We start from the raw sequence: 13,970 nt of genomic DNA on the forward strand, positions 1-13,970 counted from the left end.
ACGACCACCCTCGGGACAACCATGAGAAACGTCGCTAACCAGGCAATATCGGAATGGAGAGTGTGATGGGCAAGAACGTGTGGGTCGGCCTGCAGATCGTCGGCATGGTCTTGATGGTCGCCTCGGCCCAGGCCGTCATCCGCCTGCTCATCGATCACCGCAAGTCCCAGGTCTGGGGCCTGCTCGACTGGGTGCCGGGCGGTTGGGGCGGTCAGCTCGCGGTGCTCGTCGTGCTGGCCGCGGGCGGAGCGGTCCTCGCCGAACGCGCCAACAAGAAGGTGAAGCTGCTCGAGGCGTGATGCCACGGGTTCATCCGAGGTGCGGCTGCGGATGAACCCCGAGGCTCCGGTGGGGACGAATCCTGATCTGGCGGACGGTCAGCGGGCATGCACCTCGCTGGGTTGCCACTGTGGATAGTCGCTGTACCCCTCGGCGGTGCGGCCGTAGAGCACATCCTCACGGATCGAGGCGAGCGGTAGGTCGTGGGTGATGCGGTACACGAGGTCGGGGTTCGCGATGAACGCGCGGCCGAAGGACACGAGATCGGCCTGACCGGCGCGCAGCACCCGCTCGGCGGCCTCGGCCGTGGTCGGCGCGCGGTTCTCGCCGACGTTGGCGATGAGGGTGCCGTGCCAGCGCGGCCGAAGGTCGGCCAGCGCGGGGTAGGTGTCGTCGTCGGTGAGGTGCAGGTGCGCGAGGCCGCGGCGGTCCAGCTCGGTGACCAGCGTGCGGTAGAGCGGGGCGGGGTCGGCTTCGAACATATTGAACTGAGGGTTGCCGGGGGACAGGCGGATCCCGGTACGGTGCGCGCCGATCGCGGCGGTCACGGCATCGACGATCGCCAGCGGCACGCGCATGCGATTCTCGATCGACCCGCCGAACTCGTCGGTGCGCAGGTTGGTGTTGTCGGCGAGGAACTGATGCACGAGATAGCTGTTGGCGCCGTGGATCTCGACGCCGTCGAAGCCCGCATCGATCGCGTTGCGGGCGGCGGCCGCGTGGTGCTCGACGGCCGCGGCGATGTCGGCGTGGCTCATGACCGCCGGGGTGATCGGCTCGCCTTTGCCGCCGTCGATCAGGCGCAGGCGATCGTCGTCCAGTACCGCCGACGGACCGGCCGGCCACGAACCGTCGATTCTGGCGAGGGGGTGGCCTTTGCGTCCGCCGTGCATCAGCTGCGCGAAGATCCGTCCGCCGTGTGCGTGCACGGCCTCGGTGACCCGCCGCCACGCCGCGACATGCCGTTCCGTTTGCAGACCGGGCACCCACGCCTCGCTCTGCCCGGTCGAATGGGGCCAGATGCCCTCGGTGAGGATGAGCCCGGCCGTGGCCCGCTGGGCGTAGTAGTCGGCGACGTCGGCGGTGGGCGAGCCGTCCGGCAGCGAGCGCAACCGGGTCATCGGTGACATGACGATCCGATTGGGCAGGGGGCGTAGGTAATTCGGGTATTCGGTCAGCAGCAGCATTCCTGTACCGTAAAACCTGACATCAGTGTCAGGTCAAGGAGAGATCGTGCGCATCGGTGAACTGGCCGAGCGGACCGGGGTCAGCGTCCGGTCGCTGCGGTACTACGAAGCCAAGGGCCTGCTCACCGCGGAGCGGACCTCCGGCGGACAGCGCGAGTACGCGGAGTCGGCCGTCGACCGGGTCCGGCGCATCCAGGAGATGTTCGCCGCGGGTCTGCACAGCGCGACCGTCGGCGAGCTGCTGCCGTGCATCCACGACGTCGACGGCACCCCGAACGCGACCGCCACGCCGTTCCTGGTGGAGAAGCTCACCGAGGAACGCGAACGGATCGAGCAGGCCATGCGGGACCTGGACCGCACCCGCGAGGTGCTCGACGGGGTCATCCGAGCCGCCTCCGGTATCGAGCCGCCGGCGAAGAAGTAGGGCCTAGGACACGAATCCGGCGCGCGCGGCGCGGTAGCCGGGTCCTGGCGGGACGGGAGAGGTCCGCGCCGCTACGGTGGAGCCCATGGCTCTCGACAGCGGTACCGGAACGATCTCAGACCTCGACGGAGTGACGGCACCGATCGCCAAGACGGTGCCCACCGAGCGTGTGCACCACGGCGACACGTTCGTCGACGAGTACGAGTGGCTGCGCGACAAGGAGAACCCGGAGGTCATCTCCTACCTAGCGGCGGAGAACGCCTACACCGAGGCGCAGACCGCGCACCTGGCCGCGCTGCGCGACTCGATCTTCGACGAGATCAAGCGCCGCACGCAGGAGACGGACCTGTCCGTGCCCACCAGGATGGGCGACTACTGGTATTACTCGCGCAGCTTCGAGGGCAAACAGTACGGCGTGCACTGCCGGTGTCCGATCGACGCCGACGCCGACGGCATCGACGCCTGGACCCCGCCGCGACTGGAGGCGGGCACCGAGGTCCCCGGCGAGCAGATACTGCTGGACAGCAACGAGGTCGCCGAGGGGCACGACTTCTTCGCGCTCGGCGCGTTCTCGCTCAGCCACGACGGCAACCTGCTCGCCTACTCCGTGGACACCGTCGGCGACGAGCGATATGTGCTGCGCTTCAAGGACTTGCGCACCGGCGAGATGTTGCCCGACGAGATCGCCGAGACGGCACCCGGCGCGACCTGGTCGCTGGACGGCACCCACGTCTTCTACCAGACCGTGGACGAGTCCTGGCGGCCCGACACCGTATGGCGGCACCGCCTCGGCAGCCCGTCCGACTCGGACGTGAAGGTGTTCCACGAGCCCGACGAGCGCTACTGGGTGAGCATCACCTCCACCCGCTCGGAGAAGTACCTGATGATCTGGGTCGGTTCCAAGATCACCACCGAGGGCTGGGTGCTCGAATCCGACGATCCCGAGGGCGAGTTCCGGGTCATCCTGCCGCGCCGCGAGGGGGTCGAGTACTCGGCCGAGCACGCGGTGGTCGCCGGCGAGGACCGGTTCCTGATCCTGCACAACGACGTGGTGGACGGGGTGAAGGCGGAGAACTTCGTGCTCGCCGACGCCCCGGTCGCCGATCCGTCGGACCAGACGCTGCTGATCGAGCACCGCGACGACGTGCGGCTCGAGGACGTCGACGCCTACGCCGACCACCTGGTGCTGAGCTACCGGCGAGAGGCGCTGACCCGGGTCGCGGTCTGGTCGCTCACCGAGAGCGGGTACGGCGAGCGGCACGAGCTCGAGTTCGACCTGGAACTGTTCGCGGTCGGCGCGGGCGCGAATCCCGAATGGGCGCAGCCGACCCTGCGCATCGGGCTGACCTCGTTCATCACGCCGATGCAGGTCTTCGACTATGTGCCGGCCACCGGCGATCTGCTGCTGCGCAAGGAGCAGCCGGTGCTGGGCGGGTACGACGCGAACGACTATGAGCAGCACCGGGACTGGGCGGTCGCCGAGGACGGCACCCGCATCCCGATCTCGCTGGTGTGGAAGAAGGGGCTGGCGGTGGATTCGCCGAAGCCGCTGCTGCTCTACGGGTACGGCTCCTACGAGGCGAGCATGGATCCCTCCTTCTCCGTTTCGCGGTTGTCGCTGCTGGATCGCGGCATGGTGTTCGCGGTCGCGCACGTGCGCGGCGGCGGCGAGATGGGGCGGCTGTGGTACGAGAACGGCAAAACGCTCACCAAGAAGAACACCTTCACCGACTTCGTCTCGTGCGCAAGGCATTTGATCGACACCGGTAAGACCGCCGCGGACCGGTTGATCGCCGACGGCGGCAGCGCGGGCGGGCTGCTGATGGGTGCGGTGGCGAACCTGGCGCCCGAGCTGTTCGCGGGCATCCTGGCCAATGTTCCGTTCGTCGACCCGCTCACCTCGATCCTCGATCCGTCGCTGCCGCTGACCGTCATCGAGTGGGACGAGTGGGGTAACCCGTTGGCGGACAAGGACATCTACGACTACATGAAGTCGTACGCGCCGTACGAGAACATCGAGGCCAAGGACTACCCGGCCATCCTCGCCATCACCAGCCTCAACGACACCCGCGTGCTCTACGTCGAGCCCGCCAAATGGGTGGCGAAACTGCGTGCCACCAAGACAGGTGACTCGCAGCTGCTGTTGAAGACCGAGATGAGCGCGGGGCACGGTGGTGTGAGCGGGCGGTACGAGAAGTGGAAGGAAGTCGCGTTCGAGTACGCGTGGGTGCTGGATCGGGTGGGGTTGGCCGACGCATAAACCGGTGGCGGGAGGTCGGTTTCGGGTAACCGACCTCCCGTTCACGCTCAAATCCTCTCTATCACGGGCATTCGACAGGAATGCAAGCTATTCCTTGCCGGGCATCGCGACTGGCAGCCCTAGTTGGTGGGCAACATCCGCCATCTGGTCGTCGTAGGTGACCAATGCGAGTAGCTCTCGCTCCAGTTGCATTGCACTGGCCAGGTGAATCGCGTCCGCAGACTTCATCCGTCGAGGCAAGTACGTGGCAAGGTCGCAAATGCGATCCGTCACCGGAATTTTCGCGTACCGGTTATCCAGATCTCGCATCAGGCCGGGGTAGTCACCGTAATCGGCGCATCCGCGTACTGATTCGACAAATCCGATAACACTGGTGGCCAATCTGGCAGACAGGTTTCGCTTCATGTACGCACTGAGCGCCCGTGCGGGCGGCCGTCCGGTCGTCTCGGTAACGATCGCGGATGCGTCCAGGTAGAGGATCACTGCTCCGGCTCATTCGGCTCGTCGCCGTACGCTGCTCGGTTGGCCTCCCATGGATCCTCTCCACGCCCGAGCCGTCGTAGCAAATCTTCTCGCTGTTCTTCCTCCTTTTTTCGTCGTCCCCACGCTGCATCGCCGGCTACGTGGTCGACTTTCACGTCCTTGTATAAATTGTCGAAATGGTCGAGCATCTCGCCGACGGTCTTCGCACCGCCCGGCGGCGGGATGATCACTCCGTGTGCCACCAGCCTGTCGTAGGTGCTCATCTCGTCGGCTGGCGGCGCGAGAATCGCAATGGTTTTACCGTGCTTGGTCACTTCGATCGTTTCCCCCTGCTCCACTTCGGCAAGTATCGCGCTCGGGTTGTAAGAGAACTCTCTGACAGAAACAGTCCGCATTCGAATAATCTCCCCTCGATCGGGAGTCCCACGGGTTGAATCGGCGAGTGCCGCACCCGGATACGTACCTACACGAGAGTACAACGTGTAGGCACAACGCGGAAGCGGATTTCGCGAGAATATGTGCGGCGGTGTTCGTCGCGCCGTCACCCGGCCAGCACGCCGAGTACATCTGGCCCTGGCACCGTTGGTTCATGAACGCTGAGCTGGTCGTATCGGTCTCCGGGATCAGGGACACCACTCGGAACGCGGCGATCGAGTTCGCCGCCGAGATGGACCGGCGCGGTGTGCCGCTGTCGCTGCTCGTCGCGCCCCGGCTGAAGGGCAAGTACCGGCTGGTCGAGGATCCCGCGACGCAGGCGTGGCTGCGCGGGCGCCGGGCCCGCGGCGACGCGATCGTGTTGCACGGCTACGACCAGGCGGCGACCAAGTCGCGCAGGGCCGAATTCGCCACGCTGCCAAGGCATGAGGCGCGGCTGCGGCTCACCGCGGCGGATCGGGTGATGGAGCGGGTGGAGCTGCGTACCCGGCTGTTCGCGGCGCCGCGCTGGGACGCGTCCGCGGGCGCGATCGAGGCGCTGCCCGAGGTCGGCTTCCGGGTCGCACTCGGGCTGACCTCCATCCTGGACCTGGAACACAATGTGGCGCAGAAGGTTCGGGTGTACGGCATCGGCGAGGGCTTCCGCGCCGAACCCTGGTGGTGCCGGGCGCTGGTGATGGGCGCCGCGCGAACCGCACGCCGCGGCGGCCTGCTCCGCCTCGCGGTATCGGCCGCGCAACTAGAACGTTCCGGCCCCCGCCAAGCCATGCTCGACGCCGTCGACCTGGCCCTGTTCCACGGCGCGACCGGCGCCGTCTACCGCTGGGAGCCACCCGCCATCGCACGCGCGGCCTAGTCCGCCGCGAGCCGACAGGCTCTGCCACATGCCGCGGTGCGCCGCCAGGCACGAACGGCGCTGCCACACGCGGACTGGTATTGCCGCGCGTCGACGACACTGTGGGTGCTGCCAGGCACCGACGGGCCCTGCCGTCCGCTGCCCGGTGCTGCCGAGGTATCGACCGTACCGCCGAGTGCCGCCCGGCCAGTGCTGTCGCGTGCCGACCGGGACTGCTGTGTATCGCACGGTGCTGCCGCGCACCGATCGGCATTGCTACGCACCGATCGGCGCTGCCTTGCGTCGCCCGGCACTGCCACGCGCGGACCGGTGCTGCCGCGCATCGACCAGTACTGCTGCGCATCGCCCGGCACTGCCACGCATCGCCCGGTATTGCTGCGTGCTGGCCGGTGCCGCCGCGCGTCGCCCGGCACTGTCGCGCGCCGACCGGTGCTGCCGGGTACCGACAAGCGCTGCCGCGTGCCGACCGGGGACTGCCCGCAGCTGACCAGTGCTGCTGCGGGCAGCCGGCGCCGCCGCTCGTGAATGGCGTAGGCGGGCGACGCACGCCGGTAAGTCGGGCGACACGGACTGCACGGTCGACTAGATTTCACGTGTTGAACCAGCCGGGGCGCCGGAGTGCGCTCGGCAGGCCTGACATCCGGGTGCGCGACATGGGGCGCGACGACACGAAGAAGTGAGGCGCTGGCAATGACCGACGATTCCCGCACCGCCGAGCTGCGCGCGAAGGTGGCCGCGCTCATGCCGCAGGCGAAAACCGATCTGACGCAGCTGGTTTCGTTCAAGTCGGTGGCCGACGCGCGCCAGTTCCCGCCGTCGGAGTGTGAGCGGGCGGCGCAGTGGGTGGCGGACGCGTTCGTCGCGGCCGGGCTGACCAGGGCCGGGCTGCACGAGACCCCGGACGGCAGCAAGGCCGTCATCGCCGCGCGCCCGGCGCCGCCCGGAGCGCCGACGGTCCTGCTGTACTGCCACTACGACGTGCAGCCGCCGCTGGACAGCGCGGCCTGGCGCACGCCGGTGTGGGAGCTGACCGAGCAGGACGGCCGCTGGTACGGCCGGGGCAGCGCCGACTGCAAGGGCAATATCGTGATGCACCTGACCGCGCTGCGCGCACTGGGTCCGGAACTGCCGCTCGGCGTCATGGTGGTCGCCGAGGGCTCCGAGGAGCAGGGCACCGGCGGGCTGGAGCGCTTCGTCGAGGCCAACCCGGACCTCTTGCGGGCCGACGCCATCCTGATCGGGGACTGCGGAAACTTCGCCGCGGGCGTGCCGACGCTGACGGAGACGTTGCGCGGCAACGTGAATGTCGTCGTCACCGTCCGAACCCTCGCCAGCTCTTTGCATTCCGGCATGTTCGGCGGCGCGGCCCCGGACGCGCTCGCCGCGCTGATCCACCTGCTCGCCACGCTGCGCGACGAGCACGGCAACACCACGGTGGCCGGGCTGCCCAACGATCAGCGCTGGACCGGCGTGCAGTACCCGCCGGAGCAGTTCCGCACCGACGCGGGCGTGCTGGGCGAGGTCGAGCTGCTGGGCGACGGCACCGTCTCCGACATGCTCTGGGCGCGACCGGCTTTGACCGTGCTCGGCATCGACGCCCCGCCGGTGGTCGGCTCGGCCGCGGCCGTCCAGGCCTCCGCGCGCGCCAGACTCAACCTGCGCATTCCGCCCGGCACGGACCCGGAGCAGGCACGCAAGGCGCTGGTCGCGCACCTCGAGGCGAACACGCCGTGGCAGGCCGAGCTCACCGTCGAACTGGAGGGCACCGGCGCGCCGTTCCGCTCCCGCACCGGCGGCCCGGCGCGCGCCGCGATGGAGGCCGCGCTGGCGGCGTCGTACGGTCGCCCCGCCACGACGCAGGGGCAGGGCGGGTCGATTCCGCTGTGCAACGTCTTCGCCGACACCTACCCCGACGCCGAGATCATGCTGCTCGGCGTCGAGGAGCCGGCGTGCCTGATCCACGCCCCCAACGAGAGCGTGGATCCCGCCGAGATCGAGCATATGGCGCTGGCCGAAGCCCTGTTCCTGTCGAGCTACGCCGAGCGGTCGAGCAAGTCGCCCGGATAACTCAGAACTCCCGCTGGTCTTCCGGCTCGATGACGGTGAATTCCGTTCCGGCGGGCCCCATCTCGGAAAGCCGGCCGAAGTAGACGCCCTGCGCCTCCGGCGCGATGATCCCGTAGTGGATGGGCAGGGCGCTGCGCGGCGACACCGCGCGCAGGTAGTCCACCGCCTCGCTGATCTTCATCCACGGCGCGACCGAGGGGAGCGCGAGCACGCCGACGCGGACCGGCGGCACCCACAGCGAGTCGCCGGGGTGCACCAGCTGCGCCGGATCGTCGGCGGTGCCCAGCTGGAACACGGTGTTGTCGACCACCGGGAGTTCCGGGTGGATCACCGCGTGCCGACCGCCGCCGCCGGTGATCCGCAGCTCGCCGAGGTCGAGCACGTTGCCCGCGTGCACCGCCTCCCACCGGCCGCCGCGCTGCTGCGCGGTCTGCGGATCCGACAGCAGCCGGGCGTCGGGGTTGGCGTCGATCAGGGCCTCGATCCGGTTCGGATCGATGTGGTCGGGATGCTGGTGGGTGATCGCGATGGCGTCCAGGTCGGTGAGCCCCTCGAAACCGTGCGAGAAGGTGCCCGGGTCGAACAGCACCTTCTTGCCGTTGAGCTCGACGAGCAGACAGGAGTGGCCGAAGTGAGCTATGCGCATTCCGCCATGCTATTGCCGGGGGCGGAGCCGGGGCACGCGCGGCGAGATTTGGCCGACCCCGCGGACGCCGCGGGCAACGAGCACAACTACGCTGCTCAAGTAACCCCCCACCACCACATGAGGAGCAACGCGTGGCACGAGTCGTGGTCGAGGTGATGCCGAAGGCCGAGATCCTGGACCCCCAGGGACAGGCCATCGTCGGCGCGCTCCCCCGCCTGGGATTCGAGGGCATCTCGGATGTACGGCAGGGCAAGCGATTCGAACTCGACGTCGACGACAGTGTCGGTGACGCCGAGCTCGAGCAGATCGCGGAGTCGCTGCTGTGCAACACCGTCATCGAGGAGTGGAAGGTGACCCGCCTGCCATGACCGCCCGTATCGGAGTCATCACGTTTCCGGGCACGCTCGACGATGTCGACGCGGCGCGGGCGGTCCGCCTGGCCGGCGCCGAAGCGGTCGACCTGTGGCACGCCGACGCCGACCTGAAGCAGGTCGACGCCGTGATCGTGCCCGGCGGCTTCTCCTACGGTGACTACCTGCGCGCCGGCGCCATCGCCCGGTTCGCGCCGGTGATGGGCGAGGTCGTGCGCGGCGCGCGCAACGGCCTGCCGGTGCTCGGCATCTGCAACGGCTTCCAGGTGCTGTGCGAGGCCGGGTTGCTGCCCGGCGCGCTCACCCGCAACGAGGGGCTGCACTTCATCTGCCGCGACGAGTGGCTGCGGGTCGAGTCGGCCTCGACGGCGTGGACCTCGCGGTACGAGCCCGGCGCTCAGATCCTGGTCCCGTTGAAGTCCGGCGAGGGCCGCTTCCAGGCCTCGACCGCCGTGCTCGACGAGTTGGAGGGCGAGGGCCGGGTGGTCTTCCGCTACGCGGGCGACAACCCGAACGGCTCGCAGCGCGGCATCGCGGGCATCGCCTCCGCCGACGGCCGCGTCGTCGGCCTCATGCCGCATCCCGAACACGCGACCGAGGCGCTCACCGGGCCGAGCGACGACGGGCTCGGCCTGTTCCTCTCGGTGCTGGACACCCTGGTCTCCGCGTAATCGCCTGAGCCGCATGTTCTTTCTGCCCTCGGGCACGAAAGGGCGTGCGGCTCAAGTGATTCTGGCGACGATGTCGAACTCGACTCCGTTCGCGCGGGCGATATAGCCGTGCTGGATGGCCTGGTTGCCCTGGAAGGCGCGGGGCCCGCCGGGCGTCTCCAGCAGCACGCCGTGATCGATCGCGCCGAGCACGTCGGGTACCCGCAGCGAGCCGACCGCGTGCGCGAGCCCGGCCAGCGTGTGGACGGCCTCGTAGGTCATATTGCTGAAACTGGTCAGCGCGGGCGCGAATTCGCCGTGCAGCCTGCGATAGCGATCGACCCGGCTGCGGCCGTCCGGCGACTGCTCATCGATGAAGAAGCTGGACGCGACGTAGAAGTTGTGGTTGGCGCCCGGACCGGCGGCCAGCAGCACGTTCTCGTCGGCGGCGGGGCTGATCCGCAGTTGTTCGGCCGCGCGTCCGGTCGCGGCGAACTGCCGGTTGAACCGGGACACGTCCGCGCCGACCATCAAGATCACAACGCCGTCGGCCTTGTCCAGCGCGGGGTGCGACAGGAAGTCGCCGAAATCGGGTGCGCCGAGCGGCACGTACCGCTCCAGCACGATGTCGCCAGGGTCGGCGAGGCTGTTGCGGATCGCCTTGACCGACTCCCTCGGCCAGATGTAGTCGTTGCCGATGATCGCCCAGCGCCGCACGCCGTGCTCGCGCGCGAGCCAGCGCAGCGCGGGCAGTGTCTGACCGGCGGGGTGCTCGCCGAGCATCAATACCCCCGGAAGCTCGTCGGGCAGACCCTCGTGCCCGGTCGCGAACAGATACGGCACCCGGCTCGCGGCCGCCCTGGCGACCACCCGGCGGACCGCGGAGGTGTGCCAGCCGGTGATCGCGTCCACCATGCCCGTCGCGAGCAGCGCGGAGACCTCGTTCGCCACCTCATGGGGCGGCCGGCCGCCATCGATATTCGTAGTACGAATTTCGCGTCCGAGAATTCCTGTGCCACGGTTGATTTCGGCGACGGCGAGGGAAATCGCCGCGTCGCAGGAGGGAGCCACGATACCGCCAGGTCCCTGCATCGGGACTATGTTCAGGATCTCGATAGTGCCCTCTGGGCTCTCGCCGAACGCCGGCATTCGGTACTCTTCTTCTCGTTAGAGCGAATTTATGGCAGGCAGGAATAACAATGACGACCATTGTAAGCGGATATTCGACGCTGCATGGTGCGCTGCGTGCCGCGGAGCGCGGTTGGCTGCGTCACTTGGACGCCGCGCTGTGTGCCAGGCAGCTCACACCCGACCAGTGGTCGATGTTGTCGAATCTGTCCAGCGAGACCGGCATCACCATGAGCGAGCTCGCGACCAGGTCACAGCTCGCGCCGTCGTCGGCGACCCGGCACGCGGACTACCTGGCCGAGCGCGGTCTGATCTTTCGGCTCGCCGCGCAGGACGATCGTCGGCGGATCCTGATCGGGTTGAGCAGGCTCGGCGCCGAACTGGTCGCCTCGGTGCGGGCCGAGGAGGCGCGGGCCGAGCAGGAACTGCGATCCCGGATAGGTGCGCGCCGCTACTCCGATCTGATGCGGCTACTCGAACTCGTCTCCGCAAACCCGGAGTAGTAAATTCATCCGACGATTTCCGGATATTACGGAGCAATCGGACGCGCATCGTCTTTTCGCACGGTCGAGCCGAATGAATGTGGCTGACCGTCATAGCAATTCGATTGCGGTGCGCACGTGCGTAGCTCCCCGAGTCGGAAAGTGGTGTCCGGTGCGATTGCCGGGTTCATCGTGGCATGGCGCACTGACGGCCGCGGTGGCGGTCTGCTTCGTCTCCGGTGTGATCGTGGCGCCGTCGTCCGCCGTGGTCGGTACGGGCCGCCACCTCCAGCTCGATCGAGAGACGCACGCGGCGATCGACACCTTTCTCGATCGGATAGGACCCGTAACGCGTCGTGCCGGTACGCGCTGAATCGGTGAAATCCGCAGGAACAGAAGGATTCCGGGTTATGCATGGTCAGTGTCGCATGCGGGTGTGTCGTTGCCTCGATAAGCAACCACCATGGTCGATGCTGATGCGCATGAAATCGACTTACCCAAGCGCAGCAGGTCGATCCCGGGTAACGTTCGTCGCCGGGACCGCGGTCGCGGGACTGCTTGTCGGTGTTTTCGCCGGATTCGGCGCGGTGTCGGCTTCAGCGGATCCGGGGGCGCCACGGATTTCTACCGACGCGGTATCCGCGGATGGTTCGCGTATTACCGAGGTCGCGCGGATCGACGAGCACAGCATCAGGCTCCAGGTGCACTCCTCGGCAATGGACAAAACCTTTCCGGTGGAGGTCGTCCGCCCGGCGGATACCTCCAGCCCGCGGCCGACGCTGTATCTGCTGAACGGCGCCGACGGCGGTGAAGGACTGGCGTCGTGGCAGGTGCAAACCGATATTCCGAAGTTCATGGCGGACAAGAACGCCAACCTCGTCATTCCGGTGGGCGGGCCGTTCAGCTACTACGCGGACTGGATCAAAGACGATCCGGTACTCGGGCGCAACAAATGGAAGACCTACCTGACCGAAGAGCTGCCGCCGCTGATCGATGCGGCGCTCGGCGCCAATGGTGTTAATGCGATCGCGGGAATCTCCACCGCGGGCACCACCGTGCTGACGATGCCCATCGCCAAGCCCGGCCTCTACAAGGCCGCTGCCGCCTATAGCGGCTGCGCGCAGACCAGCGACAAACTCGGCACGGCCTTCGTGAAGTCGGTGGTCGGCACGGGCGGGGGCAATGCGGAGAACATGTGGGGTCCCCCCGATTCGCCCGAGTGGCTGGCGAACGACGCCTATACCAACGCGGAGAAGCTGCGCGGGCTCGATCTGTACTTGTCCTCGGGCGATGGAAGTCCCGGCAAATACGACACGGTCGCGGGCCGGGCCGAACAGCTCGGCGGCGGGCGGACGCAAATCGACGGGGACGACAATCAGCTCGGCGTCGAGACATTGATCAATCAGATCGCCGTCGGCGGCGTGATCGAGGCCGTCACGAACTTCTGTACCCGCAACATGCAGCAGCGGCTGGATTCGCTCGGTATTCCGGCGACCTTCCACTACGCCTCGGGCACGCATTCCTGGGGCTATTGGCAGGACGAGTTCAAACGGTCCTGGCCGTTCCTCTCGAAGAGCATGGGTTTGTCGCAGTAAAATTACGCCGAGAATGTGAACCGATAGTTGTTGACATTGCGCTGATATGTGCCGTGCCGGACACGCCGCGCCACGCATCGACGGGGATATCGGCCGTATATTCTGCCTGCATGGTATCTACAGAGACCCTGATCAACGATGTTTCCGACACGGCGCGATGGGCAGCTGCATTTCGAGCCATAGAATCGTCGAGAAAAGACGCACTGATCCGTGATCCATTCGCCGACCGTATGGCGGGCGCCAGTGGTTACCACATCATCGAGGCGGCGCCGAAGAAAGCACGGAGCGGGCTGGGTGTCATCGTTCGGACCAAAATTATCGACGACCTCATTCAAGACTCCCTGGCGCAGGGCTGCACGCGCGTGCTGAATCTCGCGGCCGGGCTCGACACCCGCCCGTACCGCCTCGACCTCCCGGACACGCTGACCTGGATCGAGGCCGACCTGCCGCGGCTGGTCATCGAGAAGGAGCGCCTGCTGACCGAGGAGATCCCCGCCTGCAGGCTGGAGCGGCAGCAGATCGACCTCTCCGACGCGGCGACCCTGCGTTCTTTCCTGGACACCGCGGTGGTGGACCCGGCCCACACGCTCGTCATCACCGAAGGGCTCATCCAATACCTCGAACAAGAGCAGGTGAGCGAGCTCGCGAGCGCGCTGCGGGCCGCGAATATCGGGTGGTGGATCGTGGATGTCATGAACACGCCGATGCAGAACGGCATGGAGAAGTCCTACGGAACGATGTTCGAGAACGCGCCGTTCCGGTTCGCCTCGGACGATCCGATCGCCTACCTGGAGGAACGTGGCTGGGCGGCAACGGATCTGGAGTCGGTGTACACCCGCGCGCGTCAGGCGGGGCGACTTCCGCTGAAGATGCGCCTACTGTCCGCGCTGATGGAGCCGGACCCGCGCAACACCGGCGGTCGGCCGTGGGCCGGGGTTCTGCGCATGTCGCCGGCCTGAGGTAGCCGCGTCGGGCTTTCGACCAATAAATGCGGGGCCGAGCGGCTGCAGACGCTCGGCCCCGCATTGGGTCCAACTCGGTGATTAGCTAGGTCAGCCGAGGGTGGACAGACGAGCACGAGAAGGTGGGCGACGCCCGTGCCGAAGT

The 13,970-nt window shown here is 67.6% G+C and carries 15 protein-coding genes; 10 read left to right on the forward strand and 5 right to left on the reverse strand.

Annotation, left to right across the window (positions count from 1 at the left end; genetic code table 11):
- The first annotated feature begins 65 nt into the window (after window positions 1-65).
- Window positions 66-299, forward strand: a complete 234-nt coding sequence (locus ON39_RS03380; RefSeq protein ID WP_040730828.1) for a hypothetical protein — start codon at window positions 66-68, stop codon at window positions 297-299.
- Window positions 300-377: 78 nt separating this feature from the next.
- On the opposite strand, the gene ON39_RS03385 is transcribed toward ON39_RS03380, so the two are convergent.
- Window positions 378-1,466: an alkene reductase gene (locus ON39_RS03385; protein WP_040730722.1), complete on the reverse strand. Its 1,089-nt coding sequence runs from the start codon at window positions 1,464-1,466 to the stop codon at window positions 378-380.
- 46 nt (window positions 1,467-1,512) lie between these two features.
- Between ON39_RS03385 and ON39_RS03390 the strand changes: the two genes are divergently transcribed.
- Both ON39_RS03390 and ON39_RS03395 read left to right on the forward strand, forming a co-directional pair.
- Window positions 1,513-1,890 carry a MerR family transcriptional regulator gene (locus ON39_RS03390; protein ID WP_040730725.1) on the forward strand — a complete coding sequence of 126 codons (378 nt, stop codon included), beginning with the start codon at window positions 1,513-1,515 and terminating at the stop codon, window positions 1,888-1,890.
- Window positions 1,891-1,975: 85 nt separating this feature from the next.
- Window positions 1,976-4,150, forward strand: coding sequence for a S9 family peptidase (locus ON39_RS03395; RefSeq protein ID WP_040730727.1), 2,175 nt, complete (start codon window positions 1,976-1,978; stop codon window positions 4,148-4,150).
- A gap of 87 nt (window positions 4,151-4,237) precedes the next feature.
- On the opposite strand, the gene ON39_RS03400 is transcribed toward ON39_RS03395, so the two are convergent.
- A complete protein-coding gene (locus tag ON39_RS03400) occupies window positions 4,238-4,633 on the reverse strand; it encodes a type II toxin-antitoxin system VapC family toxin (protein WP_051186255.1) in 396 nt (131 codons plus the stop codon).
- Window positions 4,630-5,028 (reverse strand): type II toxin-antitoxin system Phd/YefM family antitoxin, encoded by a 399-nt coding sequence (locus tag ON39_RS03405; protein ID WP_083894214.1) that lies wholly within the window; start codon window positions 5,026-5,028, stop codon window positions 4,630-4,632. Before ON39_RS03405 ends, ON39_RS03400 begins: the two co-directional genes overlap by 4 nt.
- 194 nt (window positions 5,029-5,222) lie before the next feature.
- On the opposite strand from ON39_RS03405, the gene ON39_RS03410 reads away from it, so the two are divergent.
- Complete coding sequence (locus ON39_RS03410) at window positions 5,223-5,924, forward strand: DUF2334 domain-containing protein (RefSeq protein ID WP_040730833.1); 702 nt, start codon at window positions 5,223-5,225, stop codon at window positions 5,922-5,924.
- Between the two features lie 690 nt (window positions 5,925-6,614).
- A complete protein-coding gene (locus tag ON39_RS03415; protein ID WP_040730731.1) occupies window positions 6,615-7,991 on the forward strand; it encodes a dipeptidase in 1,377 nt (458 codons plus the stop codon).
- Between the two features lies 1 nt (window position 7,992).
- Here the strand turns inward: ON39_RS03415 and ON39_RS03420 are convergent, their stop codons facing one another.
- Window positions 7,993-8,637, reverse strand: a complete 645-nt coding sequence (locus ON39_RS03420; protein ID WP_040730733.1) for an MBL fold metallo-hydrolase — start codon at window positions 8,635-8,637, stop codon at window positions 7,993-7,995.
- 131 nt (window positions 8,638-8,768) lie between these two features.
- On the opposite strand from ON39_RS03420, the gene purS reads away from it, so the two are divergent.
- Both purS and purQ read left to right on the forward strand, forming a co-directional pair.
- The gene (gene purS, locus ON39_RS03425; RefSeq protein WP_040730735.1) at window positions 8,769-9,005 is read left to right on the forward strand and encodes a phosphoribosylformylglycinamidine synthase subunit PurS; all 237 of its coding nucleotides are present in this window, start codon (window positions 8,769-8,771) and stop codon (window positions 9,003-9,005) included.
- Window positions 9,002-9,679, forward strand: a complete 678-nt coding sequence (gene purQ / locus ON39_RS03430) for a phosphoribosylformylglycinamidine synthase subunit PurQ (RefSeq protein WP_040730737.1) — start codon at window positions 9,002-9,004, stop codon at window positions 9,677-9,679. Before purS ends, purQ begins: the two co-directional genes overlap by 4 nt.
- Before the next feature lie 51 nt (window positions 9,680-9,730).
- Here purQ and ON39_RS03435 read toward each other — a convergent pair whose 3' ends face one another.
- Entirely contained in the window at window positions 9,731-10,807 is a 1,077-nt protein-coding gene (locus tag ON39_RS03435) for a substrate-binding domain-containing protein (RefSeq protein WP_040730740.1), read from the reverse strand.
- Between the two features lie 50 nt (window positions 10,808-10,857).
- Here ON39_RS03435 and ON39_RS03440 point away from each other — a divergent pair, with 50 nt between their 5' ends.
- The 3 genes from ON39_RS03440 (at window position 10,858) to ON39_RS03450 (ending at window position 13,822) form a co-directional block, all read left to right on the forward strand.
- A complete protein-coding gene (locus ON39_RS03440; RefSeq protein ID WP_040730743.1) occupies window positions 10,858-11,289 on the forward strand; it encodes a MarR family winged helix-turn-helix transcriptional regulator in 432 nt (143 codons plus the stop codon).
- 455 nt (window positions 11,290-11,744) lie between these two features.
- Entirely contained in the window at window positions 11,745-12,863 is a 1,119-nt protein-coding gene (locus tag ON39_RS03445; protein WP_373283660.1) for an alpha/beta hydrolase, read from the forward strand.
- A gap of 110 nt (window positions 12,864-12,973) precedes the next feature.
- The gene (locus tag ON39_RS03450) at window positions 12,974-13,822 is read left to right on the forward strand and encodes a class I SAM-dependent methyltransferase (RefSeq protein ID WP_040730745.1); all 849 of its coding nucleotides are present in this window, start codon (window positions 12,974-12,976) and stop codon (window positions 13,820-13,822) included.
- Window positions 13,823-13,970: the final 148 nt, after the last annotated feature.

The sequence above is a fragment of the Nocardia tenerifensis NBRC 101015 genome (genome assembly GCF_000308715.1).
GTDB classification, from domain to species: domain Bacteria; phylum Actinomycetota; class Actinomycetes; order Mycobacteriales; family Mycobacteriaceae; genus Nocardia; species Nocardia tenerifensis.

Bases quoted from the DNA above. Each gene is read 5' to 3' on its own strand.
- ON39_RS03380 (WP_040730828.1), top strand. From the start codon at position 66: ATGGGCAAGAACGTGTGGGTCGGCCTGCAGATCGTCGGCATGGTCTTG.
- ON39_RS03385 (WP_040730722.1), bottom strand. From the start codon at position 1,466: ATGCTGCTGCTGACCGAATACCCGAATTACCTACGCCCCCTGCCCAAT.
- ON39_RS03395 (WP_040730727.1), top strand. From the start codon at position 1,976: ATGGCTCTCGACAGCGGTACCGGAACGATCTCAGACCTCGACGGAGTG.
- ON39_RS03405 (WP_083894214.1), bottom strand. From the start codon at position 5,028: ATGCGGACTGTTTCTGTCAGAGAGTTCTCTTACAACCCGAGCGCGATA.
- ON39_RS03410 (WP_040730833.1), top strand. From the start codon at position 5,223: ATGAACGCTGAGCTGGTCGTATCGGTCTCCGGGATCAGGGACACCACT.
- ON39_RS03415 (WP_040730731.1), top strand. From the start codon at position 6,615: ATGACCGACGATTCCCGCACCGCCGAGCTGCGCGCGAAGGTGGCCGCG.
- ON39_RS03420 (WP_040730733.1), bottom strand. From the start codon at position 8,637: ATGCGCATAGCTCACTTCGGCCACTCCTGTCTGCTCGTCGAGCTCAAC.
- purQ (WP_040730737.1), top strand. From the start codon at position 9,002: ATGACCGCCCGTATCGGAGTCATCACGTTTCCGGGCACGCTCGACGAT.
- ON39_RS03435 (WP_040730740.1), bottom strand. From the start codon at position 10,807: ATGCCGGCGTTCGGCGAGAGCCCAGAGGGCACTATCGAGATCCTGAAC.
- ON39_RS03440 (WP_040730743.1), top strand. From the start codon at position 10,858: ATGACGACCATTGTAAGCGGATATTCGACGCTGCATGGTGCGCTGCGT.
- ON39_RS03445 (WP_373283660.1), top strand. From the start codon at position 11,745: ATGCGCATGAAATCGACTTACCCAAGCGCAGCAGGTCGATCCCGGGTA.
- ON39_RS03450 (WP_040730745.1), top strand. From the start codon at position 12,974: ATGGTATCTACAGAGACCCTGATCAACGATGTTTCCGACACGGCGCGA.